Source organism: Flavobacterium flavipallidum, assembly GCF_038289905.1.
Lineage (GTDB): Bacteria > Bacteroidota > Bacteroidia > Flavobacteriales > Flavobacteriaceae > Flavobacterium > Flavobacterium flavipallidum.
In genome coordinates, this window is the sequence record NZ_JBBYHU010000006.1 from 104587 (window position 1) to 128271 (window position 23685).

Genomic DNA, 23685 nt, shown 5'->3' on the forward strand with positions numbered 1-23685 from the left:
AATGATTAAGATGAAAGAACTACGAGGAAAAATAAATAGTTGGTTTGAAGCCCTTGATACCCGTTGGCGAGAACTTCCTTTGCAGCAACAGTACAGATATCTTATGTGTTGCTTTTTGGGATATTTGGTTCTTACAATAGCTGTTATTCTAAAAGTTTGGTACGACTTTGAAAAATCTAATCGTAGTCTAGCCATTGAACACATTGAAAACCCTGTTGTCAGAAAAAAAGAATCCACTATTACATTGCAGGATTCATTGTTAAAAATCATAAAAAATAAAAAACATGAAAGAAGATAAAAATAAAAAGGATATGGTCTTTGTTTGGGATGGTAGTTCAAAAGAAGCTACAGACGTGCTTCAGGAAAATACAGAGAACAAATTCGAAAAACTGAAAAAGCCAATCATTTTTTTTCTGATGGGAGTTGTATTTCTGGGGTGTATGTATTTAATATTCAAACCAGCTGAAGATAAAAAAATAACGGAAATCATGGGCTTTAATGACTCTGTTCCACAAGCTACTAATACATATTTACAGTCTGATAAACAAAAAGCCTATGAGCAGGAAATGCTGGAACAAATGAATCAGGAAAAGCAAAATGTATTGTTATCTCTGTCTGACTATTGGAAAGAAGATGATATTGATAGTCAAAGTTCAACGGTTTCTGAATATGAGGATGAAACTTCTAATAATGCAGTAAGAAATAGGAATCCTTCTTTGGACAGTTATCGCAATGCCCAAAATACTTTGGGGACTTTTTATCAGAATGATAATTCGGAGACAATTCAACTACGTAAACAACTAGATGAATTAAAAGCACAATTGGTAAAAAAGGATAGTGAAGCGGTTGATCCTGTAGAAAGCCAATTGGAATTAATGGAGAAATCCTATCAGATGGCTGCAAAATACCTACCGACAAATATGGCTTCAACTGAACAGTTAAAGGAACAAAAAACACCATTTTCTAGTTCATCAACCCAAAAGGAAGTTTTTATAGGTGTTACACCTAATCTTAAAAAAGTTGTTTCTGCTTTGTATAGAGAACCTACAGATAGTACAATATTTGCCAATTGGAGTGAAAATCGGAATCATGGATTTTATACCGTAGGGAAAACCGAACAGCAAATTCAACCTCAAAATAGTATCCGCGCTGTAATTCATGAAACACAGCGGCTAATAGGAGAGGGTAGTGTTCGTTTGCGTTTGTTGCAAGCTGCAAAAACAGCAAATCATCTTATTCCACAGGGAACGGTATTGACTGCCAATGCAAAGTTTCAACAGGGACGACTTCAAATGAAAATTACTTCGGTAGAACTGAAAGGTAGCATTTTTCCTGTTGCTATTACAGTCTATGGATTGGACGGACAAGAAGGTCTATTGGTGCCTTATTCACTTGAAATGAATGCCCTCACTGAAATGGCTTCCAATATGAGCCAAACTTCCGGTACTAGTATCATGATGACCAGATCAGCCGGACAACAAATAGCAGGCGATTTAAGTCGGGGTGTGGTACAAGGTGTTTCGGGTTACTTTTCTAAAAAAATGCGAACTCCAAAAGTAACATTGAAAGCAGGGCATCAGGTGTTCCTTATTTCAAAAAAATAATGATTCAATTTTGTGAAATTTAATAAAGTAAAAGATGAAAACAACAATTAAAAACATACTAGTAGTAATGGTTTTAGTGATAAGCTACACTACTAATTCTCAAAGTAAACATACAGCTCCAGATACAACTAAATTGAATTTGGGAAAGATAATGCCGTATCAAATTACAGTAACGTATAATAAAACTTCACACCTTATATTTCCGGCTGCTATTCGTTATGTGGATTTAGGAAGTGAATATCTGGTTGCTGCTAAGGCGGAAGATGCAGAAAATGTATTACGGGTAAAAGCAGCTGTTCGTGATTTTGAAGAAGAAACCAATTTTTCAGTGATAACTGAAGACGGTCATTTTTACAATTTTAACGTGTTGTACAATCCTTGTCCTACCAATATGAATTATAATCTTTTGGAAATGCAAAAGAGGATGAACAGAGCCAATACCCATGATGTACTTTTTGAGGAATTAGGAAAGAATACGCCTTCTGTAGTTGAAAATTTAATGGGAAGAATTTATAAGAAAGACCGATCGCTTACAAAGTATTTAGAAGCGAAGAGTTTTGGTATCCAGTTCCAATTGAAAGGAATTTATATCCATGATAACAAGTTTTATTTTCATACTGTACTTCGTAATTTTACTGATGTGCCGTTTCAGATTGATTTTGTTACTTTCAAAGTGGTGGATAAAAAAGTCGCCAAACGAACCGTGATACAGGAAAGAATGTTGACTCCATTACGAATCTACAAACCGCTGGATGAAATTAGGGCTAATACGACAGAACGGAATATTTTTTTACTGAATCAATTTACTATTGCTGATGATAAGTTACTATTGATAGGATTCTACGAAAAGGGTGGAAGCAGGCATCAGATACTGAAAATAAAAAATTCCGATTTGGTAAGGGCAAAACTTATAAAAAAGATGAAGTAGAAAATAAGTTTAAGAAGAGTAGGAGAGGCTGTTTTATAAATCATGAAATAGCCTCTTGGTATTTAGTGTTTTTGATTTCTTAACTGTTTTAAAACAATAAGTTAGCTTTGAATTCCGTTTTTAAATTTGAAAGAGAAACATAAAAATATAAATTATGAATCCAGCATTGGTTTTAAGTATTCTAGCTTTGCTAAGTGGTCTTGTTCTTCGTTATTGGATTAACAGAAGAAAGTTTTACAGAAGAAGTTCTTTGGGAGCGGAAGGTTTTTCGAGTTATGAAAAATCGGTTATCATTACTTTTTTGGAACGTACCGGAAAATGGATTGCCTATATCCTGATTCTTTTTGGACTTTTGTTTTACTGGAGCTATTCAAGACAAAAGAAAGAAAAAGAAAAGGAAGTTCAAATTGAAATGCAAAATCTAAAATAACAAAACGAAAAAGGAGGATTAGTGGATATCCTCATATAAAACTCGCAAGCTTTTTGGTAAAATAGGAGGATACATATTTTATCAAAGTGCTTGTATCCTATTTTACAGCAAAAAGACTTTCCCGACCAAAGGAGGGATTGTTTTTTTACTCTGATTTGTATTATTAATCAGGATAAATTACAGGCTTAATAAATAGAAGAACGTGTGTTGAATTTTGAAATTCAACCTGCTTGATACAAAAACTTGCTACTGGTAGTATTCTGCTTTTAGTTGTTAATTATCAAATATTCTTTTTTCTTAATTTCTATTTACAATAAATTTTGGTAATAATATACATGTGTAACCCAATAGTTGTAATTAGTATAAAATAGTGTTAAGCTTGTTTGAGTTTATGAAACTAGTGTTTTAAAGTAAATTTCTATTTCTTCTCTTAACTCTTTGATATCATTCTCAAAAGTCTGTACATCTGGAAGTTTTCTCAACTTTTCAATTCTTTGTTTGATAAAATTTTCTTCACCTGCTGTGGTGATATAATGGTACTGTGTGTTATTAGGATCAGGATATTCTAGTATGGAAGTTAACAAGATAATTTCATCTCGACTAACTTCATTTATTCTTTTGTATTTCTCATGTAAAACCTTCATTTTATTTGTTATTTCATCGGTCAAAAGTATTTTATTGCGATGGGTAAAAATTAAGGTTTTATCAAATTCAAAGTGAAAAGTTTCAATCTGTTTTTGTAACAGTTCATGGGTATTGTAAGGTGGATTAGTAAAATTAGTAAAACTAAAATGTAAAGTAACAATCTGGTCATACAGTGCTTTTAAACATTCGATTTGCAATTCTGTATGCCTGGTAAATTTTATTTCTCTTTTGGTAAGATCAGCTTTAAAAGATTCAATTTTTTTTGAAAGTAAAATATCTTTACGATAGTTAATACCCCCAATGACTATTATGACAATTAGAAGAAACCAATTTGTTATGTCCTTGTAATTTACAAGAACATTTTTCGTAATATCTATAGTTGTTTCAGACATTTTTTATGTTGTAAGGTCAAGGAATAAATTCTTCTATATCGAGTTTATTTTAAAAGTAAAGGATTGTTTTCTAGAAGATATTTATATACTGCTTTTGCATTTTCAGAAGTTATTACTTCGCCTAAAATTAAATCTCTAAATTTTCCTTTCAATATTTCACTCCAATTCTTTTTATTTAAAAATAGAATCAATTCTTTTAATTCATCAACTTCATTAAAGATTATCTCATTTGATAAATCTTGTTTTAATTGTATCTCATTAAGTCTATCAATAATTATTGTTATTTCGTTTTTGGAATAATAATCTTTATCAGATTTGGATTGACTTTCATAAATATACCATTCTAATAAATCGATGAATGGTTTAAAGAAATTTTCAATTAAGCATTCAAGTCTTTTATTATAATCACCAGTTATACCGTCATACCAATTTGCAGGTGCATATAAATAATGATTTTCAAACTTTGTTTCTTGATCAGATAATTCTTGTATTATGAAAAAGCCAAAAGCCCCTTGTTCTTCTCTATTTTTAATACTTAATTTGATTGATCTTTTTATCCTAGGGTCAAGTATTACATTATTTCTAGTCGGTGGTAATTCATTTTTTAAAATAGAAAAATCATCAATAATTCTATCTAAAATCCTTTTTGAAATAGGTTGATTATTAAGAAAACTAAAAAAATGTGAAATCTTATCTTGCACATAAGCTCTATCTGAATAAATTATGTCACTAGAGTATGAATTAATTTTTTCTATCAATTCATCCAAATTTAATGTCCTCATGAGTTCTTTATAAATGTTTATGGTAATTATATGCTTGTGTGACCCAAATTTATGAAGTTATTTATTGAAATTTTTAATATTTTTCTTAATATTTTCTTTTGTTTTTACAGTTAAAATTTAGAGAAAAAATAGCATGGCATTTAATTTAAAACCAAAAGTTAAAGATATTTTTGATATTGTATGTAAAATTAGCTCTTATTTATCTATAGTTGGAACTGCTTGCGTAATTTTCTTCTTTTTGAACCACAGACTAATTTTGATTGGATACCAGATTGATGTAAAGTTACACTATGTCAGGCAAAACGAAAAGGAGGATAGCGAATATCCTAACGCAATAATACCGCAAGCTTTTTGATAAAATGAGAGCATTCACATTTTGCCGAAGTGCTTGCTTCTTTTTTTATAGTAAAAAGACTTTTCCGACCTTCGGAAGGGAGTGTCTTTTTACGCTGATTTGTATTGCTAATCATGATAAATTACAGAGTTAATGAATTGATATAAGTTTTAAGAACAATGTTATCAATAATACAGCGGCGTTCTTTTGCTTCTCCTATGTTTGTATAATATAATCTAAGTGAGGAAAAGTGAGATAGATTTTGCTTTAAAGAGCTTAATAGTATTTTCAAGCGAAGAAACTGCCTCTTCTTCTTTTACCTCCTATGTTTGTATAATATAATCTAAGTGAGGAAGAGTGAGAGCAGATTTTGCTTTAAATAGCTTAATAGTATATTCAAGAAAAGAAACTGCCTCCTCTTCTTTTACCTTTTAGAATCTGAACAGAATGTAAGGAATTCACCCACAAACATTGGGTTGTATAGCCAGTATATCCATTCAGGAGAAAAGATGTAGAAAGGTTATCACTTACCTAAACCAGATAAGATGAAGGTATTATTAAAACAGACAGTAGGAATTGATGTCGCACAAAATGAATTAGTTGTATCGCTTGGTCGAATGGATCAACAGATAAGCATAGAAGTTTATGCCTATAAAGTATTTCCCAACACACAAAAAGGATTTTCCAGTCTTGTATCATGGGTAAATAAGCAAACATTAACTAATGCAGAGGTACGGTATGTGATGGAAGCTACCGGAGTTTACCATGAATCCTTAGCTTATTACCTTTGCACTAATCAAAAACAAGTTAGTATCGTTTTACCAAACAAGATCAGTAATTATGTAAGGACACTTGACATAAAAACTATTACAGACAAGAGTGCTTCACAAGCCATTGCAAGATTTGGCTTGGAAAGGCAATTAGAAGTATGGCAACCTCCATTAAAAATATTCAATGATTTGAGACAGCTTTGTCGAGAACGAGAACAACTGGTACAGGAACGGACTATGTTAAAAAATCAGCTACATGCTGAGCGTACTTCTGCAACATCTAGCGAAAAATCAATAAAACGTACCAAGAAAAGAATTGCCATGATTGATAAGCAGGAAAAGGAAATAATGGAGGAAATTGCTGCACTTATCAAAGGAGATGAAGCTATAGCTAAAAAGATGAAAGTAATAACTTCTATACCAGGAATAGGAAATCTGACTGCTGTCACCATTATCGCTGAAACCAACGGATTTGAATTAATAAAAAATAAAAGACAGTTGGTAAGCTATGCTGGATTGGATGTAAGGGAAAAAACATCTGGAACTTCTGTGAAATCTAAACCCCGAATATCCAAGCGGGGTAATCGGAATTTAAGGAAAGTAATGCACTTCCCCGCATTGGCTGCAATCAGAACCGATGAAAACTTCAAATGTATTTTCTTAAGATTGGCTTCAAGGCATGGCATTAAAATGAAAGCAATTGTTGCCATTCAAAGAAAGCTTCTGGAGCTAACGTATATCCTATGGAAATCAAATACGTCTTATTGCTCAAATTATCACAATCAGAGTACTACAACAGAAACAATAACCATGTAATAAAATGAAAAAAGGGTAGCTGTTTTATATGCTACCCAATAATAAATATGCAAAACAAGATGAATTCTCAATAAGAAATTCATCCGCAGTGTTATGCTTTCTCACGAACAATTCTGTTAACCTTCATTATTATTTTGCAAGTTTTAGAATGCGATACGCACCTTTTGCCACAATTAGGAATACAAGCGCTCCAATAATAAGATCGGGATAACTTGAATTTAGCAACTTAACTAAAATAGCTGCAATGATAACACCTGAATTAATAATAACATCGTTCGATGTAAAAATCATGGAAGCCTGCATGTGCGCTTCCTTGCTTTTGCTCTTTTGTAATAGGTAAAGACATAATACATTTGCTATCAACGCCAGAACAGAAACGATAATCATTGTTTTAAAATCGGGCATTTGTTCTATTCCTATAAAACGTCTGATAACTTCAATAAATCCTATAACAGCTAATAGAATTTGAAAGTAACCCGCAAATTTGGCGATGTTGCCTTTTCTTTCTATAGTGCCACCAACGGCAAATAATGCCAGGGCATAAACAATACTATCGGCAAGCATATCCAAGCTATCCGCTACCAATCCCATTGAATTAGAAAGAATACCAAACGACATTTCGAATCCGAAAAAGAGGAAGTTTATAAGCAGTACTGTCCAAAGCAGTTTCCGTTGCTTATTGTTTGTATCTGTTGCAAAGACTGCTTGGCTTTCTTCAGTAGAAATCAATGTTGTATTTAGGTTCAGTGCTTCCAAAGCGGATAAAATTGCTCCTGGGTTTTCATTGTGATAAACGTCCAGTTTTCTATTGGGAATATCAAATTCCAATGATTTTACCGTATCTAAATTTTGCAATTTCATACGAATCAATTGCTCCTCGCTAGGGCAATCCATTTTAGTTATATTGAATATGGTTTTATTCATCTGCTTAGAGTTTTAATTTTATACCTATGTTAACTACAAACCCGTCCAATGGGGCATAGATGTCTTTAAAAACGGGATTGCTTATTGTTCCGGTATAGATACTGTCAAAGCGAGTTTGTCGTGTATCAAGGAAGTTTTCAAAATTGGCATATAGAGAAAATCTCTCCCAAATCTTTTCAGCCATCAATCCGCAAATAACATAATCCTTTCCCATAGTCCCGTCATTTAGTTTTTGAGGACTGAAATAATAGGCTTCCAAACCAACTTTCCACTTATCTTCTATTTCATACATCAGTACAGAATTAATGCGGTGTTTAGGTGTTAGCGGACTTTCGGTATTTGTTCCGTATTGCTTTAGTCGGGCATCTGTATAAGTGTAACCTAAAAACAATTTCAGGTCATCATAACCGATTTTAATATTAGTTTCTGTTCCTTTGGTATGAATGTAGCCCGGTGAATTTACGAACTGATACAGATTTGTAGATGGATTTTCAAGTAATAAAGGATTATCCAAGTATGTATAAAAGAACAATTGGTTTATGCTGAATGACCATTCCTCTCCAATACGAATGCGATAATTAATATCTGCATTTGCACCGTAGCTTTTTTCCAATTTATTGGTTTTATCGTCGATAGGCAATACGTTTTGATATTGTATACGTTCGCTTTCTTCCGTAAATATAGTAGGTGTTTTGTAGCCAAATCCGCCTCCAATTCTTGATGTTAGACCCTCGGCAATTTGGAAAAGAGCTGAAATTCTCGGTAAGAATACTGCCCCATAATCCACAACGTAGTCTGTACGGATACCTGCTTCTAAATTAAGCCAATCTGTAGCTTTCCATGAGTTTTGTACAAAAGCTCCGATTGTACTTTGGTTGTAATCTCTTAACGGAAAAGCAGTGAACTCTTTTTCCTTAAAATTATCTGTCCATATATTAATTCCTGCTACCCATTCCGATTTTTCTGTACTGCTGGTATAATTGGCTTCGGTAAAAGTGGCTATTTGCGATCCCTCAAACTCATAGTCAGGAATGGTTATATTTCTATTGAAATAACTTACACTGTTTTTGATTTGAAAAGAACTGTTTTGAGTAATCAAATGGTCTAATACAAATTGTGTTGAATAGCGTTGTGTTTTGTTTTTCTCAAAATATTGATGGAGGTTATCTCCCTTACCTTTAATGTAAAGCATATCTCCTCCTAAACGGTTTTCAATGGTTGTATTGATGCCAAAATTCATTTTCGTTTTATCATTGAAATAAACAAATAATTTAGGATTCAGTACGTAGCGTTCAAATTGTGGAATGGCAGAAAAGCCAATTTGAGCAGGGTCGTAAGCTCCGTTGCGATTGTGCGAAGCAAATATAGTAGTTCCTATTTTATTGAACCGTTGCCCGTAAAAACCGTTAATATCCAAACCTCTGCCTGATGTTCCGTTGATTTGAAAACGTAAATCTCTTTCTTCAGTTGGCGTTTTAGAGATCAGGTTTACCAATCCAGCGATCGCTCCGCCACCATATAGAGTGGATGCCGAACCTTTGATGACCTCAACCTGTTTAAGGTCAAGTGGCGGTATCTGTAAAAGACCCAATCCGCTTGATGCACCAGAATAAATGGGAAAACCGTCCTTAAGGATTTGCGTATATCTACCGTCAAGCCCTTGAATACGAATACTTGCATTCGCACTTGTTGGCGATGTGGTCTGTACATGAATACCTGTGCTTTCTGCTAAAAGCATACGAATATCTCCAGGTTTCATATTGCCCTTCTCCACCAATTCTTCACTTCCTATAAATTCAATCCGGGTAGGAATATTTTGTATGCTCCTTGTACTTCTTGTAGACGATATTACTACTTGATCCAATTCTTCTGAACTTTCTTGAAGTAAGATTTCAATAACATTCTTGTCCTTTAATGGAAATTCTAAGGTTTCAATATGTTCATTAAAGCCCATATAATTGAATTTGATTCCCTGTAATCCGTCAGGAATATTTGCTAATGTGATTTGCCCATTTTCGTCAGACGTCGCGGCGATTGACGTTCCTTTTATAGATGCTGTTACACCATTTAATGGTTCATTTGTTTCAATGCTTTTGACAACAATATTTAATGTGTTTTGTGCATATGCACAAAGGTTTAGTGCCATAAGAAATGACACAATGAGTATTTTTTTCATTGTAAAGATGATACTTAATGTGAATAGATAAGGATAACAACGCGAAGCATCGTTACGAATTAATTTGTGCTGTAAGAGCTACACATTAAGTAAGTTGTGGAGGATGCCAAACAGAATAGGGGAAATCTGAAATAGGTTTTATAAAACTTAGTGCTATTTTTTTTTCAGTTTCTATGACTGGATGTATAATTGAAAAATGATAAAAGGTCATTACAAACCCCATACAGGTATTACAATTCATAAATGGCGAACAACATTTCGTACAACCGTCTTTTCCTTGTTTGTCGTTTTGTGTTGTTTGCTGTCTAGGTTTAATACATCTATCTTCCCTTAAGCATGATGGTGCTGTTGATAGAATCAACACCATAAAAGCCAATATGAATGATAAATTTTTCATTTGGCAAATGTATAAATTTATGCTCAATTTCACATAGTAATAAAGAATTAGAACATCAACTGTTATTTTTAAATAATATATAGCGAGAATTAGAGAAGAGATAGTATTAAATTTCTATCATTTTTAAAAAATATATTTGGTTTATAACACAGAATCTTTTCTTTGGTCGCTGATGTGGAAAGAAAAGAAGTCAGGCAAAACGAAAAAGGAGAATAGTGAATATCCTCACGAAAAAATACCGCAAGCTTTTTGGTAAAATGGGAGGATTCACATTTTGCCAAAGTGCTTGCATCTTTTTTTACTGCAAAAAGACTTTCCCGACCGTCGAAAGGGAGTGTCTTTTTGCAGTCCGCCCCGATAATTATCGGGGTTGATTTAGTTAACTAGAATGGGTTGCGACTTAAAATCTTGTAAATTGAGAAAAAAGCCTCTGTACTGTGTCAATCCGTTACGGAACAAACCCCATAAAAGAGAGCATCCCATTTGTGCCAGTGTGGAATTGATATATAAATCTTGTTTTTCCAATGCTTCTGCAAGGGAGCAACTTGGCGTGTCATCTGTAATTTCGGACTGTCTCAACAGTTCGGTAAATTCTTCGGTTACAAATGGCAAGTTAGCAACCGTTTCATATTTATCGGAATTGGGTTGATTTATAGTACCAATGGTGGATAGTATCACTTGTCCAGTATGTTGACTGTTACCAAAATCCATCCAATATCGGGGACGGTTGGAATAAGTCCTGCTGTAGCTCAGTCGTTGCAAAATATCAGCAATTTCAAAACGAGCTTTGACACTATCCACACAACTAATGAAAATACTGGCACTCGCATTTTCGGGGAATCTGTCTAAACTGTCTTTTTCAAATTTTATTGTTTCTGCTTTCCAGTTTGTACCCGACCAACGGTTAACGCGGTTTATTAAGGCTACTGATTTATACAATCCCTTTTCACATTCGGCAAAACGCTGTCTGCCTAAATTGGCTTCCGTTATACTATCATCATCCCACAAGCGAACGCTCAAACCTGAATGCCCCAAAGTAATAAGGCTATGGTTCATTTCAATTAAAGCCGTTAGTACTTTTGAACCTGTTCCACCCGCACCGATAAGATTTACCGATATTGGGTTTGTGGGATTTATTAAATAGTTGTCTGTAAAATGGACTTTTGTTTTTTCTATATTCATTGCAATACATCTTTTATGGTTTTCTTACTGTTTATTAATACTTCTTTTGGGAAAACTTTGTTGGTGTTTATAAGACTTTCCCAAAGTGTTACACAGTTTCCCTTTATCGGGTTATAATCGGGCATCAAGTGGCTGAAATAACTATTGAAAAAATAATTTTCCCATGCAATTGTAAACTCTTCCAATAAAGCAATTTTCTTTATTTGAATATCCACAGTACCCATGCAAACATTCCCATTTTCATATACATTGAAAAAAGGCGCATTGTAGATTTTTGTGTTTTCGTTGGGTCTGAGATTACTTTTTAATGCAAAGACAGAAAGACTATTTTTGTCGGCAATCCATAACATAGCTGGAACATGGGCGATGCCTTTCGGAATTCCCAAACTTTCTGTAAAATACAATTCTCTTTGTATCGCTTTGGTAAACCAAATTACTTTATTATTACTACTGTCAATGTGTAAAATACTATTGCTCATTATTCCCTCAGATTTCAAACAAGGTTCTTTTTGTTCTTTTGTTGTTTTCAATGCCTTTGCCAGTTGATTTGCTTCTCTTACTGTCAAAGGGTGGGCATTAATGGGATTGCCATTTTTGTCCATATCAAAATGTTCTACATAAGTAGCTGAGTTTATTCCTTTGGTTTGATAGAATACCAATGCTGATTTAGGATGGTATAGCTTTCCAAAATTCGCTGTAATGTCTTTCATAAGGATTATTTTAAAAGTTATTCAGTATGTATATCAATTCTTCGATAAGGGCAAATAACCGATTCTCAAAATCGAGATTTTTTTCGGTTAAGTCACTTCCGTTAAAACGTTTAAGAACACAAGGTTCTTCTATTTCTACGTATTCTTGTAATTCATTATTGACGCATTGTATCAGATTTTCATTCAGGAAACCTTTGCCATCAGCATAAAAGGAAACATAATAATCCATTGTTAAAATGTTTTCTGTTTCGTCTTCATCTGCTTCTTCGTTGGATTTTCCATTTCGAAATACATTTTCGTTAGGATATTGTTCTAAAAGTGCATAAGCATCTTTAGCCAATTTCAAACAGTCAAAGTCTAAAATATCTTTGCATTGAAAACAGTTCAATCGTTTTTTGAAATAGGTTAAATTAGCAGGGTTGAAAATCTTTTGTTCCATTCGGTCACCAATCCATTCTGCTTGGTCAAATTCACTTTGATAAATCGATGTGTCTTCGTCGTCATTCGTTAAATATTCCTTCAACATATCGTATTGCCAATGGAGAAAACTATTTTCCTGTCTGTAATAGGGGATGTTTACCCCGTGATAGAGATAACAACAGACCGATAATAACAGTTGTGCATTGTGTTTTCGTTTTTTGTTTTTTAGCAATCTGTACAATGGTACTATTGGAATGTAGTACAGTGTAGCATTTGTATTGTATCGTTCTTCACTTGTAAAAAAGGTTTTCCTACTATCCTGTATGAGTTTGATTTCTTCCCAATCTCTTATCTTACTTTTCAACTGTTTCTGTGTATCCCATAATGCCAATGCAATATTGTAGGGATAATTATAAAATTGTGTTTGCGCAGGTTTGATTTGGTAATGTTTAGCAAGTTGGGAAAGGGATTTATAAAAATCCCTTTCCATTTTTGCATTTCTCCTACAGGGCTGTGTCGTTTTTGTTTCTGCTAAAACAGGCAGAAATGAAGTTCTTAGAAAACCATTGGCAACATTGGAATTGGTACAGACTGCTGTTTGTCCTTTTGAATTTCGTTTGCATCTTTGGTTCGTTGCATCCAGTTTGCGAACTCGTTTAACTGTCGGTGTAATTGCTTTTGTTTTGGCTTTTTGGGTATGCGTATCGTACCCGCTATGGTATGTTGTTGCATAAGTCATTTTTTTATGGTTTTGAGTTTAACCTTTCGTTCCAATAGCACTTTCAAAGCGGTATTGTACCGTATCATTCCTTATCACAGGAGTTGAAATTTTTGCGGTTGTGAGTATGGGATACGTATTGGAATAGAAATTCAATACCGCTTGTACACTCCATTTTGGTTCGGGGTCGGTGAGTTTGATTTCCTGACCTTTATCGGTCAGAATGAAAACTCTTTCTAATTGTGTGGCTAATAACATAGTGATTCAATTTAGATTAAACATTTTCTTGTTCTGTTGCAAAAAGGCTAGGGGAAGCGAATTTATCGGACAGTTCTTTTTTACGTTTGTTTATAGCTTCAGCATATTCAGGAAAATCGTTAGGATTAGGTACTTTCATCCAGGCATCACGGTGTTTGCCCTCTTTGTCTAATTCGTCAGCCTTTGCCATTGCTTCAGCATACTTCTTGTCTTTTTCTTCCTTGGCTTTTTTCTCCTTGTCGGTTTTTTCTTTTTCAATTGCCGACTGCTTTTTGGCATTTTCCAATTGTTTCATATAGGCTTCCATGTTAACCATTAAACCTGAAGCGGTTTCTAATGGAACAGCGATGCTTTCAAAAAAGCCCTCGTCCAATTCTTCTGCTGTTCCTCTAAGATTGAGAGGAGTTATCAGTTGCTTTGCATCGTCTCCACATTGGTCATTTAGAAGTATTATGGAAACAATTAGTTTGTTTTCTACTCCTTTGGAAATCGTTAATTGTAAATTTCCTGTGATTTCCAATTGTGCTATTTGATTGAAAAAATTAGTACTCATCTTTCTAAAATTTTAAAGTGTTGTTTGTTCTTCTTTGATTGCTGTCAATTTCTCGTGCATATCCTTCCAATAGGCTTTTTGTCTTTTGTCAAACTCAGAAAAGCTTTTGTCTTCGTGTTGGTATTCGATGTATTGTTTGGTAATCTCAATCGCTTCATCAAGATTACTCACTTCAATCAGACAACCATTTAAGTCTTTTACTATCATTCGTTCGCTATTTTGATTAGTTGAAATGGAGACTATCCGCACCCATTTTTGAAAAAGAAGTACACAGTTCAAAAGCCTTTTGGGATTTTATTTGTGCCGTACCACCTAGTACAATGGATTGTAGTTTGGCTTCTTCATCCTTATAATTGCGTACATTTTGGAAGTAGCCAGTCACAGCATTATAAGCCCCAAACAAAGTGCCTTTTGTGGTTTCCATTTGTTGGGTATCGCTAGTCATAGCATAAGCAAAAGCACTTTCAACCGTATTTTTGAACACTGTGGATATTTCGTCTTCATTTCCCTTTTTGATATGTTCTAAGGTTTCTTTATTGGGACAAAGAGCCAACTGTATGAGTTTTTCAACCTCCTTATCAGTTATTTTTACTTTTGCCCAGTTATTGAAAATAGATTCTAATTGGTTGCTAAACTCGTTTGCTAATCCCATTACTTTATGGGCATTGTCCAAACGTTGTTTAGCTCCCGAGGTATGACGGATGCGTACCACGTTACTCATATTTTTGAGAGAAGCGTTTAAAGTATTTTGACAAACAATTCTAACAGGGGTAAAAGCTGCGGTAATACTTCCGCTACCATCGTGCGAAGTGGTAAGGAAAATATATTTTTCGGTTACATCATCACCATTGCCTACACGGATATAATCAGGCAGTTTTGCAGTTATGAAAATACGTTCTCCATTTCCTAAAGCTCCTGCAGTCTCGTATAGAATCCCATCCGTACCCCCTACAATAGCATCAAAGAATGAAAAGGCTTCGCAGTTTTGTACAATTTGATAATCTTTGCCTACCACACCCAATACAGTATTATTGTCATTTCTGATGTTGGCAAAATAATTAGGTACGTGTAATTCATTATTGCCCATCTCGATGCTGTTTGTAGTTTCTATAATGCCTGAACTTTTGGTATAAAGAGGTGTTTTGATTACTTCATAATTAAGTCCTGCGTATTGGATGGCTTCCGCACTTGTGGGATAATCTTGTACAATTTGCCCTAAACCGTGCCATGCTTTTTGCTGAACGCTAAAAAAAGAGTAACGTCCTGTTCTTTCGTTGAAATTTAAATTATGTCCCATGATATTGAAATTTTAAAATTTGAAAAAGATTAAATGAATTAATTGTATTAGAATGGTAAATCGTCTCCAGTTTCCTGATTTTTGGTATTGGATTTCTTTGCGTTATTGCTTGTCTGAGCGTTTTCTGTTTTCTTACTGCCTCCGTGCAATTTGATAGCTGAGGTGTGGAAATTCAAGCTTGCTCTTAACTCGCCGTCATTAGCTGTCCACGGTCTTGTGCTAACTCTGCCTGTAAGTTCTACCAAAGTACCTTTAGTGAGTATCTTGGATACATTTGGACTTATCCAGTAAGAGCAGTCAAAATAGGTTGTTTGCTCTATGCGTTCGCCCTGTTTGTTGCGATAGCTGTCGTTGGTAGCTATTGAAAAATTCACTACTTGTTTGTCCTGTGATGTTGTGCGTACTTCCGCATCCCTTGTTAGTCTTCCTACGATGTTCATAATCTTTCATTTTCAGCGTTACATTTAATTTGATTTATTATTCGGTAATGAGAGGAGGAGTTGTTTCGTTTCACTCTATTACCATTTCTAATGCTGTTATTTTCCATAATTGACATTTTTTTTATTCGTCTAAAGAGCCGGAGTATGCTTTGTTTCGTTTCAGGAGCATAAAAAGGTTAGTGTTTAGCAGGAACAAGGTTTTGTCAAATAAATACAACCCGAATGGGTGGAGATTTTTTTGACAAACCCGTAGGGCCTGACCTTGTTCCTGCGTTAAGAACACGGAAATACCTTTGCTCTTGAAATGGAATAAAGCATACCGCTTCTTGAATTAAAAGAGAAGTGGAAACGATGAAAAAGGCATTGGGTAAATGGTTCAAGGATAATTAAAACTAAAGATTAATTCTTTTAGTAAATCATCAGAAACTAAAATCATGGCTTAGTAGCCGTGTAAAAGGATATTGAAAAAATTAAAGAATGGATGAAGTTTTGGAATTTTTCAAGATGCTTTTGTTACGCATCCGATTAAGCTCTTTTATGAAGTAGAGTATCGAATGAGAAAATGTGCTTAGAGGATTTTGTACTTATAGAAGAATAGAATTTTAATATCTGGGAAGATATTTTTTTAATACAGACAAAGTATGACAAATGATACTGCTAAATACCATATTGATTAGCTTTTTTATTCAGCATTCTATTTTAGAAAGACAAATAAAAATAGGCGATGCGATGGAAAAGAAAGAACTAAAGAAAATACCAATCGAAGAGGCTATGGAGTTTTTTAGAAAAGAAGGAATGGAGATGGATAAGGAAGAAGCGGTACTTGTAATGGAATTTTTGAATAACCTGGTGTTGATTGTTATTCAGGAATGCTTTGACTTAGAGTAGTTTATTTCGTACCTTAGCTAATCCCTATATAATATTTCATTATTTATCCATAAAAGATTAGCCATGAAAATAGCAGATTTATACATACGTGTGTCTACAGATGAGCAAGCAGACAAGGGATATTCACAAAGAGATCAGGAAGAACGTTTAAGACGATTTTGCTCAATAAATAAAATTACTATTGGACAGGTAATTTATGAAGATCACTCTGCTAAAACGTTTAATCGTCCAGAGTGGAAAGAATTACTTAATAATTTAAAAAAGAAAAGTTCAAAAACTAATTTAATCCTTTTTACTAAATGGGATCGTTTTAGTCGTAATGCTGGCGATGCCTATCAAATGATTAGCGTTTTGACTAAGCTTGGTATAGAACCTCAGGCAGTAGAACAACCTTTGGATCTTTCAATTCCGGAAAACAAAATGATGCTTGCAATATATCTAGCTGCTCCTGAAGTTGAAAATGACCGAAGAGCTTTAAATACTTTTTATGGTATGCGAAGAGCAAAAAAAGAAGGAAGGGTAATGGGAGTTGCTCCTTTTGGTTACGTTAATAAAAGCAAAGAAGATGGTAGTAAATACATTGCATTACAAGAGCCAGAGGCTACCAATATGAAATGGGCTTTTAATGAAATTGCAAAGGGATTACTTGCAGCCAATCAAATACGTTTGGAAATGAATACTTTGAGCTCAAAGAAAATCAGTAGAAGCTCCTTTCATTTAGCTATTCGTAATCCAGTCTATTGTGGTAAGGTGTTCATACAAAAATATAAAGATGAAGATGCTTATTTTGTACAAGGACAGCACGAACCATTAATAGACGAAAAACTATTTGATAAAGTTCAAACAATATTGGACGGTAAAAAAAGAGTAGAACTTCCAAAAACTAAAATCCTTTCGGATGTTAATTTGCCTCTAAGAGGCTTCTTGGTGTGTCCAAAATGTGCACGTAATTTGTCTGGTAGTGCATCTAAAGGAAGAAATAATCGTTACTATTATTATCACTGTCTTCCTTCCTGTGGTTTCCGAAAAAAAGCAGAAGTAGCTAATTTGATTTTTGAAGAAGGTTTACAGTCTTTGAATATTAATGATGTAATGAAAAAGTATCTTAAAAAAATCTTCTTAGATAACTATAAGACTTTTGTAAAAAGTCCAATCAATAAAAAAAAGCTTATTTCGGATGAAATTGATCAGTTGAATTCAAAGTTGTCAATAGCAAGAAACAAGTTGCTTGCAGGAACTATAGACGATGATGATTATATTGAAATAAAAAAAGAGTTGAAAGAAAAGATTGAAAAACTGGAAGCACAATTAAGTAAAGATGAATCTGAGGCTAAAAATGTAAATATAAATGCGTTAATTGAAAAAGGTCTAGAAAACATCACAAACCTAGGTAAACTCTACAAAGAAGGGGGAATTAAGACAAAAAGAAATATAATTGGTTCGATATTTCCTGAAAAATTGGAATTTGACGGGAAGGAATATCGAACCGCTCGAATGAATGTGATTGCTTATCGTATATTACAGATAGACAGTGAGTTATGTTTAAAAAAAAACAGGAAAAGTGATTGTTTTAATCCCTTCTCCTGTCAAGTGACCATGGAGGGATTTGAACCCTCACGCCCTTGCGAGCACCACCCCCTCAAGATGGCGAGTCTACCGTTTCTCCACATGGCCTAAAAAGAAAAAAGGTTAAGTAAAAATTACTTAACCTTTTGTGACCCGACTGGGGCTCGAACCCAGGACCCCATCATTAAAAGTGATGTGCTCTACCAACTGAGCTATCGAGTCATTGCATCAGAGAACGTTTGTTTTCAAGTGAGTCACTCGTTGTGACCCGACTGGGGCTCGAACCCAGGACCCCATCATTAAAAGTGATGTGCTCTACCAACTGAGCTATCGAGTCTTGCATCGTTCCCTGATTGCGGGTGCAAATATAAGGCGTTTTTTTTATTATTTCCAAGCTATTTTATTATAAATTTGTCTTTTTTTAATAATAAATTTTAACACTCTAATTTATAGGGTTTTATTCGATGAAGAAAATTGTACTGTTGGGCTATATGGGTTGCGGAAAGTCGACCATCGCCAAAGAATTGTCTAAAAAACTGGAAATTCCTTTTGTTGATTTGGACGAATATATTGAAGAAAAAGTAAAAATGGCTATTAAAGTAATATTTGCCGAAAAAGGGGAAATCTATTTTAGAAAGCTCGAACACGAATGTTTTATAGAATTGCTGAATCTTCCTGATGCAATTATTATAGGATTAGGAGGAGGAACTCCTTGTTATGCTAATAATCATGAATTATTAAAAGGAGCGAATGTGTTATCTGTTTATCTTAAAGCCTCTATAGATACACTTGTAGCCCGATTGTCTTTAAATAAGAGCAACAGACCCCTTATCGCCAACAAAAATGATGTGGAGATGAAAGAGTTTATTGCTACTCATTTATTTGAAAGAAGTTATTATTACAATCAGGCGCAACATATAGTTAATGTGGATGAACAAACTATTAGTGAGACTGTAAATGATATTTTGAAGGTTTTAGCTTAATGAGGCGTAGCTATTATTAGCATTGTCAAATACTACCTGTACATGTTCCTGTAAAGAAGTCGAAAGCGAAATTCCCTTAAAATCGGCCTTTACAGGATATTTTTTATGATTTCGGTCAACTAGAACTGCAGTCTTAAACTTTTTCAAAGGCACTTCTAAAAAGTGTTTTACCGCATAAATTAAGGTAGTGCCTGAATTTAATACATCATCTATTAAGATTAATCCTTTGTTAGTGTATTCCTGAGCGGGGATTGAAGTTTGTATCGTCTGTTGCGGATTTTGTTTGTTTACGTGAACTTCGCAAAGAATAATCTTAAGATCCGAAATAGATTTAAGTTCTTGGGCAATTTTTTCGGCAAAAACATAACCATTGTCAGCAATTCCAGCAAGCACAACTTCTTCTTCTTCAATAAAAGTCTCGTAAATTTGATAGGCCATACGCTTGGTTTTGTGTTTGATTTCTAAGTCGGTAAGAATGATGTTTTGGCTCATGATATGTTTTTTTGCTAATATAATTAAATTTGAACTTCCATATAAAAAAATCCAAATCCCAATGAGTAAATTTCAACTTCCAATTTGGGAATAGATTTATTTTTTTGATTCCTAAAACTTCAGGATTGGAATTTGGAATTGATGATTTGGAATTTAACTCAATCTTCTTCGTCTTCGTAAATTTCGTTTCCATAATCGTCAATATCCCTACGGTCTTTTTTAGTAGGACGTCCCGTTCCGGCTTTTCGGTAATGCTCTTTGGAAAGTTTTAATAATTCCAGATGCTGATATACTTCGGCAGGAGTATCATTTCTACGATAAATGTCTACCAGTTTAGCTCCCACGCGATTGTCAGGAATGTCGAGTACAGTAATGGTTTGAGTAATTTGGTCTTTTCTAAATGTGATAACATCAGTAGGGAAAACCTCTTTTGAGGGCTTGGCAACAATACCATTTACAGTGATATGATTTTTTTTACAAGCTTCAGTAACCATATTTCGGGTCTTGTAGTATCTAACGCACCATAAATATTTATCAATTCGCATAAAAAGTTATAAAATCAAAGTTAAATAGTTTACAAAAATAAATCAATATTGTATCTTGCGCACTTAAAATTCAGCTATAATGAACAAATTTAAGTATTATTTTATTGTAATAATTACAAGCCTCTTTTTATTTTCATGCTCTAAAGATGATAATTCCTTTACTACAGAACCTTTAAAGGATTACGGAGAACAATATAAAATAGATAGTGTTGCCATTAAAGAATATTTAGATACCTATTATTTAGATATCGACATTAATGATCCAAATTTTGCTGATAATGATGTAGTAATTAAAAAGATAACAAGTACGGTTACTAAACCTTCTATAATGTCTTACTTAAATAGTAGTACATTTCCAAAGTTATTGAAAAAAGAAGTAGAGTTACATGATATTACCTATACTCTTTATTATTTAGTTTTAAGAGAAGGAACAGGGGAGCAACCTTGTAACGTAGATGGTGTATTAGCAGCTTACAGTGGAGATTATATATATCGCACTACTGCAACAGAAACAGTGCCTTCTGAACTTTTAACAAGTCAATTTGAAAAAGTTATATATCCGCAGTCATTTTTATATTTATACCAACTTGTGACGGGTTGGGGTGAGGTTTTTCCTGAGTTTAGAATAGGTACAGCAACTTCTAAATCAGACGGAACTGTTGAGTATAATAATTTTGGGGCAGGTGTGATGTTCCTTCCTTCTGGATTAGGGTATTACGGTTCAGGACAAGGTACAATTCCAAGTTATTCACCATTGGTTTTTAGTTTTAAATTATATGCAATTAATCGCTCTGATTTAGACGGCGATGGTATTCCTTCTTATTTAGAAGATTTAAATGGCGATGGCTATTTGAGATCAGTTGCAACAACTAATAATCCTCTTGAAGATACTGATGGTGACGGAATTTCTGACTTTTTGGATACAGATGATGATGGTGATGGTTATTCTACAAAATATGAAATTACAGTAAATAAGGTTGTTACTCCTTATGCTGATATTCCGGATTGCAGCGGAAATACAACTAATCCAGCTAGAATTAAGAAATATTTGGATAAAAATTGTCACTAAATGAGAAGTAACAATTATAAAAAATCCCGTATCGTTAACGAGACGGGATTTTTTTTTATTGAATTATTTTGATGATATTAATTTTGGATTAACCAATTTTTAAAATCATTAAATTCCTGTGGTGAAACGCCGTGTCCAATTGGGTATTCGTGATACACAACGTCAATGCCCAAGTTACTTAGAAATGGCTTGGTTTTTCTGGCCCATTCTACAGGGATTACCTGATCAACTGTTCCATGAGCAGCGAAAATTTTTAAATTAGAAAAATCATTGTTTTTGTAATTTTCTTCAAATATAGGTTCGCTAACATAGCCACTTAAAGCAATTACTTTTTGTACTTTATCAGGATGAGATAAAGCAATTGCATTACTCAAAATGGCACCCTGACTAAAACCTAATAGCGTAATGTTATTTTTGTCAATTGGGTAATGAGCAATTAATTCTTCTATGAACTTGGCAATCAAATCACGGGATAATTTTGCTTGTTCGTGGTCGGAGAATTTATTTTCGTTAGCATCAAAGTTGATTGCATACCAGGCATAACTACCATATTGTAAATCATAAGGTGCTCTGGCTGCAATTACATAATATTCCTCCGGTAATTCAGAAGCGAAAGAAAATAAATCGGCTTCATTGCTTCCGTAACCGTGCAATAATAGTAGAAGTGGGTTTTTATCTAATTTTACTTTGGGTTCTCTGATGAGGTATTCTAAAGGTAGATTCATAATTAGTATCCAGTTTGGAATTTGGGTTTTGGAATTTAGATTTTACCTAAACGTTTTTAAATATTTTTTGAAACTGTTCTCCTAAAATAGGAATCGCCTTCATTTGTCCTTGTAAAGCTCCTAAAAATCCGTATATCCAAAGGATGAAATAAAATAAATAAAAAGCAGATGAAATAGTCCAACTATCAAAGTATCCAATGAAATATCCAATCAAGAAAAAAGATAAAAAAATACCCAATGCCTGACGAATATGGAAAGAAGCAAAAGGATCTTTTTTCTCGTTGTTCATAAAAAGCGCAATAATAGCACCTATGATTGTAAAGTAGCTTACGATGGCTATGTTTTTACTTTCTTTGTCCATAATAAAATGCTGTTGTTAGCTTAAAATTAATTTTCCCTGATTCACAATTCCGTAGGCTTTTCCTTTTAATTCCTGTCCTAAAAAGGCAGAGTTTTTGGATTTGGATAAAATAGATGCTTTAGTGAAAATACTTGTTCCTTCTGGATTGAATAAACTTAGATTGGCTTTTTCTCCTTCTATAATCGGACTGTTTTCTAATCCAAAAATAGTTTTTGCAGCAGTTAATTTTTCGATTACTTTTTCTAATGGTAATACTGTTTGTAAGGCACCGAAGGCAGTTTCTAATCCGATAGTTCCATTTTTAGCCAAATCAAATTCCATTTTTTTATGTTCAATATCAATTGGATTGTGGTCAGTTGTAATCACATCGATCGTATTGTCTAACACTCCGGCTAATAAAGCTTGTCTGTCAGCTTCGGTTCTTAATGGTGGAGCTACTTTGTATCGGGTGTCAAAACCATCGAGTTTTTCATCAGTCATTGTTAAATGGTGTACGCTTACACTACAACTTACATTCAATCCTTTGGCTTTGGCTTCTTCAATTAAAGCAACTGATTTTGCTGTAGAAACCGTTGGAATATGCATTTTTCCTCCGGTGTATTCCAATAGGAATAAATTGCGGGCAATTTGCAATTCTTCGGCAAGATTAGGAATTCCTTTCAAACCTAAACGGGTAGAAACAATTCCTTCGTTAACCACTCCGTTTCCTTTGATTTTTTCTTCCTGAGCAAAAGCAATCACTAAACCATCAAAATCCTGGGTATATTGTAAAGCAATTTTAAGTAAATTGGCATTTTCTAAACTTCGATTATAATCACCAAAGGCAATCGCTCCGGCTTGTTTCATGTCATACAACTCAGCCATATCTTTACCTTCGGCATTTTTGGTCAAAGCGCCAATTGGGAACAATTCAGTTGCCTGTCCGAAAGCTTTAGTTTTTACAAAATTTATCTGTGACTGATTGTCAATTATAGGGAAAGAATTGGGTTGCAAGGCAATCCCTGTAAAACCACTTTTAGCAGCAACCTCAAGTCCGTTTGTAATTGTTTCACGGTCTTCAAATCCCGGTTCGCCTAATGAAACACTGCTGTCAAACCAGCCTTGAGAAACATGTAGATTGTCTAGTTTTACTTCTTCTGCGGTATCGATATTGGCTAAGTTAGCGCCCATTTTTTCAATGAATCCATCTGCTATTAAAATATCTACCGTTTGATTTTGAAAAGGACTTTGTGGGTCGATAATTTTGGCGTTTCGGATAATGAATTTCATAAGTAGAATAT

Annotated in this window: 26 protein-coding genes, 3 tRNA genes and 1 pseudogene; 9 read left to right on the forward strand and 21 right to left on the reverse strand. The window is 34.0% G+C overall.

Annotated elements, in window-relative coordinates; translation table 11 throughout:
* Positions 1-10: 10 nt before the first annotated feature.
* The 4 genes from AAEO59_RS04940 to AAEO59_RS04955 all read left to right on the forward strand — a co-directional run bounded on the left by AAEO59_RS04940 (position 11) and on the right by AAEO59_RS04955 (position 2962).
* Complete coding sequence (locus AAEO59_RS04940; protein WP_341699630.1) at positions 11-298, forward strand: nitrogen regulatory IIA protein; 288 nt, start codon at positions 11-13, stop codon at positions 296-298.
* Positions 285-1604, forward strand: a complete 1320-nt coding sequence (gene traM / locus AAEO59_RS04945; protein WP_341699631.1) for a conjugative transposon protein TraM — start codon at positions 285-287, stop codon at positions 1602-1604. Before AAEO59_RS04940 ends, traM begins: the two co-directional genes overlap by 14 nt.
* Before the next feature lie 34 nt (positions 1605-1638).
* Positions 1639-2532: a conjugative transposon protein TraN gene (gene traN / locus AAEO59_RS04950; RefSeq protein ID WP_341699632.1), complete on the forward strand. Its 894-nt coding sequence runs from the start codon at positions 1639-1641 to the stop codon at positions 2530-2532.
* Between the two features lie 154 nt (positions 2533-2686).
* Complete coding sequence (locus tag AAEO59_RS04955; protein WP_341699633.1) at positions 2687-2962, forward strand: molybdenum ABC transporter permease; 276 nt, start codon at positions 2687-2689, stop codon at positions 2960-2962.
* 389 nt (positions 2963-3351) lie between these two features.
* Here AAEO59_RS04955 and AAEO59_RS04960 read toward each other — a convergent pair whose 3' ends face one another.
* Both AAEO59_RS04960 and AAEO59_RS04965 read right to left on the reverse strand, forming a co-directional pair.
* Positions 3352-3999 (reverse strand): hypothetical protein, encoded by a 648-nt coding sequence (locus tag AAEO59_RS04960; protein ID WP_341699634.1) that lies wholly within the window; start codon positions 3997-3999, stop codon positions 3352-3354.
* Between the two features lie 44 nt (positions 4000-4043).
* Positions 4044-4757, reverse strand: coding sequence for a hypothetical protein (locus AAEO59_RS04965; RefSeq protein WP_341699635.1), 714 nt, complete (start codon positions 4755-4757; stop codon positions 4044-4046).
* 903 nt (positions 4758-5660) lie between these two features.
* Here AAEO59_RS04965 and AAEO59_RS04970 point away from each other — a divergent pair.
* The gene (locus AAEO59_RS04970; RefSeq protein WP_341699636.1) at positions 5661-6701 is read left to right on the forward strand and encodes an IS110 family RNA-guided transposase; all 1041 of its coding nucleotides are present in this window, start codon (positions 5661-5663) and stop codon (positions 6699-6701) included.
* Between the two features lie 129 nt (positions 6702-6830).
* Here the strand turns inward: AAEO59_RS04970 and AAEO59_RS04975 are convergent, their stop codons facing one another.
* The 11 genes from AAEO59_RS04975 to AAEO59_RS05025 form a co-directional block, all read right to left on the reverse strand.
* Positions 6831-7625 carry a cation transporter gene (locus AAEO59_RS04975; RefSeq protein ID WP_341699637.1) on the reverse strand — a complete coding sequence of 265 codons (795 nt, stop codon included), beginning with the start codon at positions 7623-7625 and terminating at the stop codon, positions 6831-6833.
* Between the two features lie 4 nt (positions 7626-7629).
* A complete protein-coding gene (locus tag AAEO59_RS04980) occupies positions 7630-9801 on the reverse strand; it encodes a TonB-dependent receptor (protein WP_341699638.1) in 2172 nt (723 codons plus the stop codon).
* A gap of 85 nt (positions 9802-9886) precedes the next feature.
* Positions 9887-10198 (reverse strand): hypothetical protein, encoded by a 312-nt coding sequence (locus AAEO59_RS04985; protein ID WP_154339473.1) that lies wholly within the window; start codon positions 10196-10198, stop codon positions 9887-9889.
* 375 nt (positions 10199-10573) lie between these two features.
* Positions 10574-11380 (reverse strand): PRTRC system ThiF family protein, encoded by an 807-nt coding sequence (locus AAEO59_RS04990; protein WP_341699639.1) that lies wholly within the window; start codon positions 11378-11380, stop codon positions 10574-10576.
* Complete coding sequence (locus AAEO59_RS04995; protein WP_341699640.1) at positions 11377-12090, reverse strand: PRTRC system protein B; 714 nt, start codon at positions 12088-12090, stop codon at positions 11377-11379. The genes AAEO59_RS04990 and AAEO59_RS04995 overlap by 4 nt, the downstream gene beginning before the upstream one ends.
* Before the next feature lie 10 nt (positions 12091-12100).
* The gene (locus tag AAEO59_RS05000) at positions 12101-13249 is read right to left on the reverse strand and encodes a hypothetical protein (protein WP_341699641.1); all 1149 of its coding nucleotides are present in this window, start codon (positions 13247-13249) and stop codon (positions 12101-12103) included.
* A gap of 18 nt (positions 13250-13267) precedes the next feature.
* Positions 13268-13486 carry a PRTRC system protein C gene (locus AAEO59_RS05005; protein ID WP_341699642.1) on the reverse strand — a complete coding sequence of 73 codons (219 nt, stop codon included), beginning with the start codon at positions 13484-13486 and terminating at the stop codon, positions 13268-13270.
* Positions 13487-13502: 16 nt separating this feature from the next.
* Positions 13503-14039 carry a PRTRC system protein E gene (locus AAEO59_RS05010; RefSeq protein WP_341699643.1) on the reverse strand — a complete coding sequence of 179 codons (537 nt, stop codon included), beginning with the start codon at positions 14037-14039 and terminating at the stop codon, positions 13503-13505.
* Positions 14040-14051: 12 nt separating this feature from the next.
* Entirely contained in the window at positions 14052-14246 is a 195-nt protein-coding gene (locus AAEO59_RS05015) for a hypothetical protein (protein WP_341699644.1), read from the reverse strand.
* Between the two features lie 16 nt (positions 14247-14262).
* Positions 14263-15336 (reverse strand): DUF932 domain-containing protein, encoded by a 1074-nt coding sequence (locus tag AAEO59_RS05020; RefSeq protein WP_341699645.1) that lies wholly within the window; start codon positions 15334-15336, stop codon positions 14263-14265.
* Positions 15337-15383: 47 nt separating this feature from the next.
* Entirely contained in the window at positions 15384-15776 is a 393-nt protein-coding gene (locus AAEO59_RS05025; protein WP_341699646.1) for a single-stranded DNA-binding protein, read from the reverse strand.
* A gap of 648 nt (positions 15777-16424) precedes the next feature.
* Between AAEO59_RS05025 and AAEO59_RS05030 the strand changes: the two genes are divergently transcribed.
* A complete protein-coding gene (locus tag AAEO59_RS05030; RefSeq protein WP_341699647.1) occupies positions 16425-16664 on the forward strand; it encodes a hypothetical protein in 240 nt (79 codons plus the stop codon).
* Positions 16665-16727: 63 nt separating this feature from the next.
* Positions 16728-17510 (forward strand): annotated as a pseudogene (locus AAEO59_RS05035) (recombinase family protein); the annotation flags it as partial.
* 745 nt (positions 17511-18255) lie between these two features.
* Here the strand turns inward: AAEO59_RS05035 and AAEO59_RS05040 are convergent.
* The 3 genes from AAEO59_RS05040 to AAEO59_RS05050 form a co-directional block, all read right to left on the reverse strand.
* Positions 18256-18338 (reverse strand) — tRNA-Leu (locus AAEO59_RS05040).
* A gap of 41 nt (positions 18339-18379) precedes the next feature.
* Positions 18380-18452: transfer RNA gene (locus AAEO59_RS05045), tRNA-Lys, on the reverse strand.
* Positions 18453-18494: 42 nt separating this feature from the next.
* Positions 18495-18567 (reverse strand) — tRNA-Lys (locus AAEO59_RS05050).
* Positions 18568-18694: 127 nt separating this feature from the next.
* Here AAEO59_RS05050 and AAEO59_RS05055 point away from each other — a divergent pair.
* Positions 18695-19213 (forward strand): shikimate kinase, encoded by a 519-nt coding sequence (locus tag AAEO59_RS05055; protein WP_341699648.1) that lies wholly within the window; start codon positions 18695-18697, stop codon positions 19211-19213.
* Here AAEO59_RS05055 and AAEO59_RS05060 read toward each other — a convergent pair.
* Positions 19205-19705 (reverse strand): phosphoribosyltransferase family protein, encoded by a 501-nt coding sequence (locus AAEO59_RS05060; RefSeq protein ID WP_341699649.1) that lies wholly within the window; start codon positions 19703-19705, stop codon positions 19205-19207. The genes AAEO59_RS05055 and AAEO59_RS05060 overlap by 9 nt on opposite strands.
* A gap of 158 nt (positions 19706-19863) precedes the next feature.
* On the reverse strand, positions 19864-20250 hold the full coding sequence (locus AAEO59_RS05065; protein WP_341699650.1) for an RNA-binding S4 domain-containing protein: 387 nt from the start codon (positions 20248-20250) through the stop codon (positions 19864-19866).
* 79 nt (positions 20251-20329) lie between these two features.
* On the opposite strand from AAEO59_RS05065, the gene AAEO59_RS05070 reads away from it, so the two are divergent.
* Positions 20330-21319: an FKBP-type peptidyl-prolyl cis-trans isomerase gene (locus tag AAEO59_RS05070; RefSeq protein WP_341699651.1), complete on the forward strand. Its 990-nt coding sequence runs from the start codon at positions 20330-20332 to the stop codon at positions 21317-21319.
* A gap of 77 nt (positions 21320-21396) precedes the next feature.
* Here the strand turns inward: AAEO59_RS05070 and AAEO59_RS05075 are convergent, their stop codons facing one another.
* Genes AAEO59_RS05075 through AAEO59_RS05085 form a run of 3 tightly spaced genes read right to left on the reverse strand, consistent with a single transcriptional unit; the run spans position 21397 to position 23674 of the window.
* The gene (locus AAEO59_RS05075; RefSeq protein ID WP_341699652.1) at positions 21397-22044 is read right to left on the reverse strand and encodes an alpha/beta hydrolase; all 648 of its coding nucleotides are present in this window, start codon (positions 22042-22044) and stop codon (positions 21397-21399) included.
* A 46-nt stretch (positions 22045-22090) separates the two neighbouring features.
* Positions 22091-22405 (reverse strand): DUF4870 domain-containing protein, encoded by a 315-nt coding sequence (locus AAEO59_RS05080; protein WP_341699653.1) that lies wholly within the window; start codon positions 22403-22405, stop codon positions 22091-22093.
* Between the two features lie 15 nt (positions 22406-22420).
* Positions 22421-23674: a dihydroorotase gene (locus AAEO59_RS05085; protein ID WP_341699654.1), complete on the reverse strand. Its 1254-nt coding sequence runs from the start codon at positions 23672-23674 to the stop codon at positions 22421-22423.
* Positions 23675-23685: the final 11 nt, after the last annotated feature.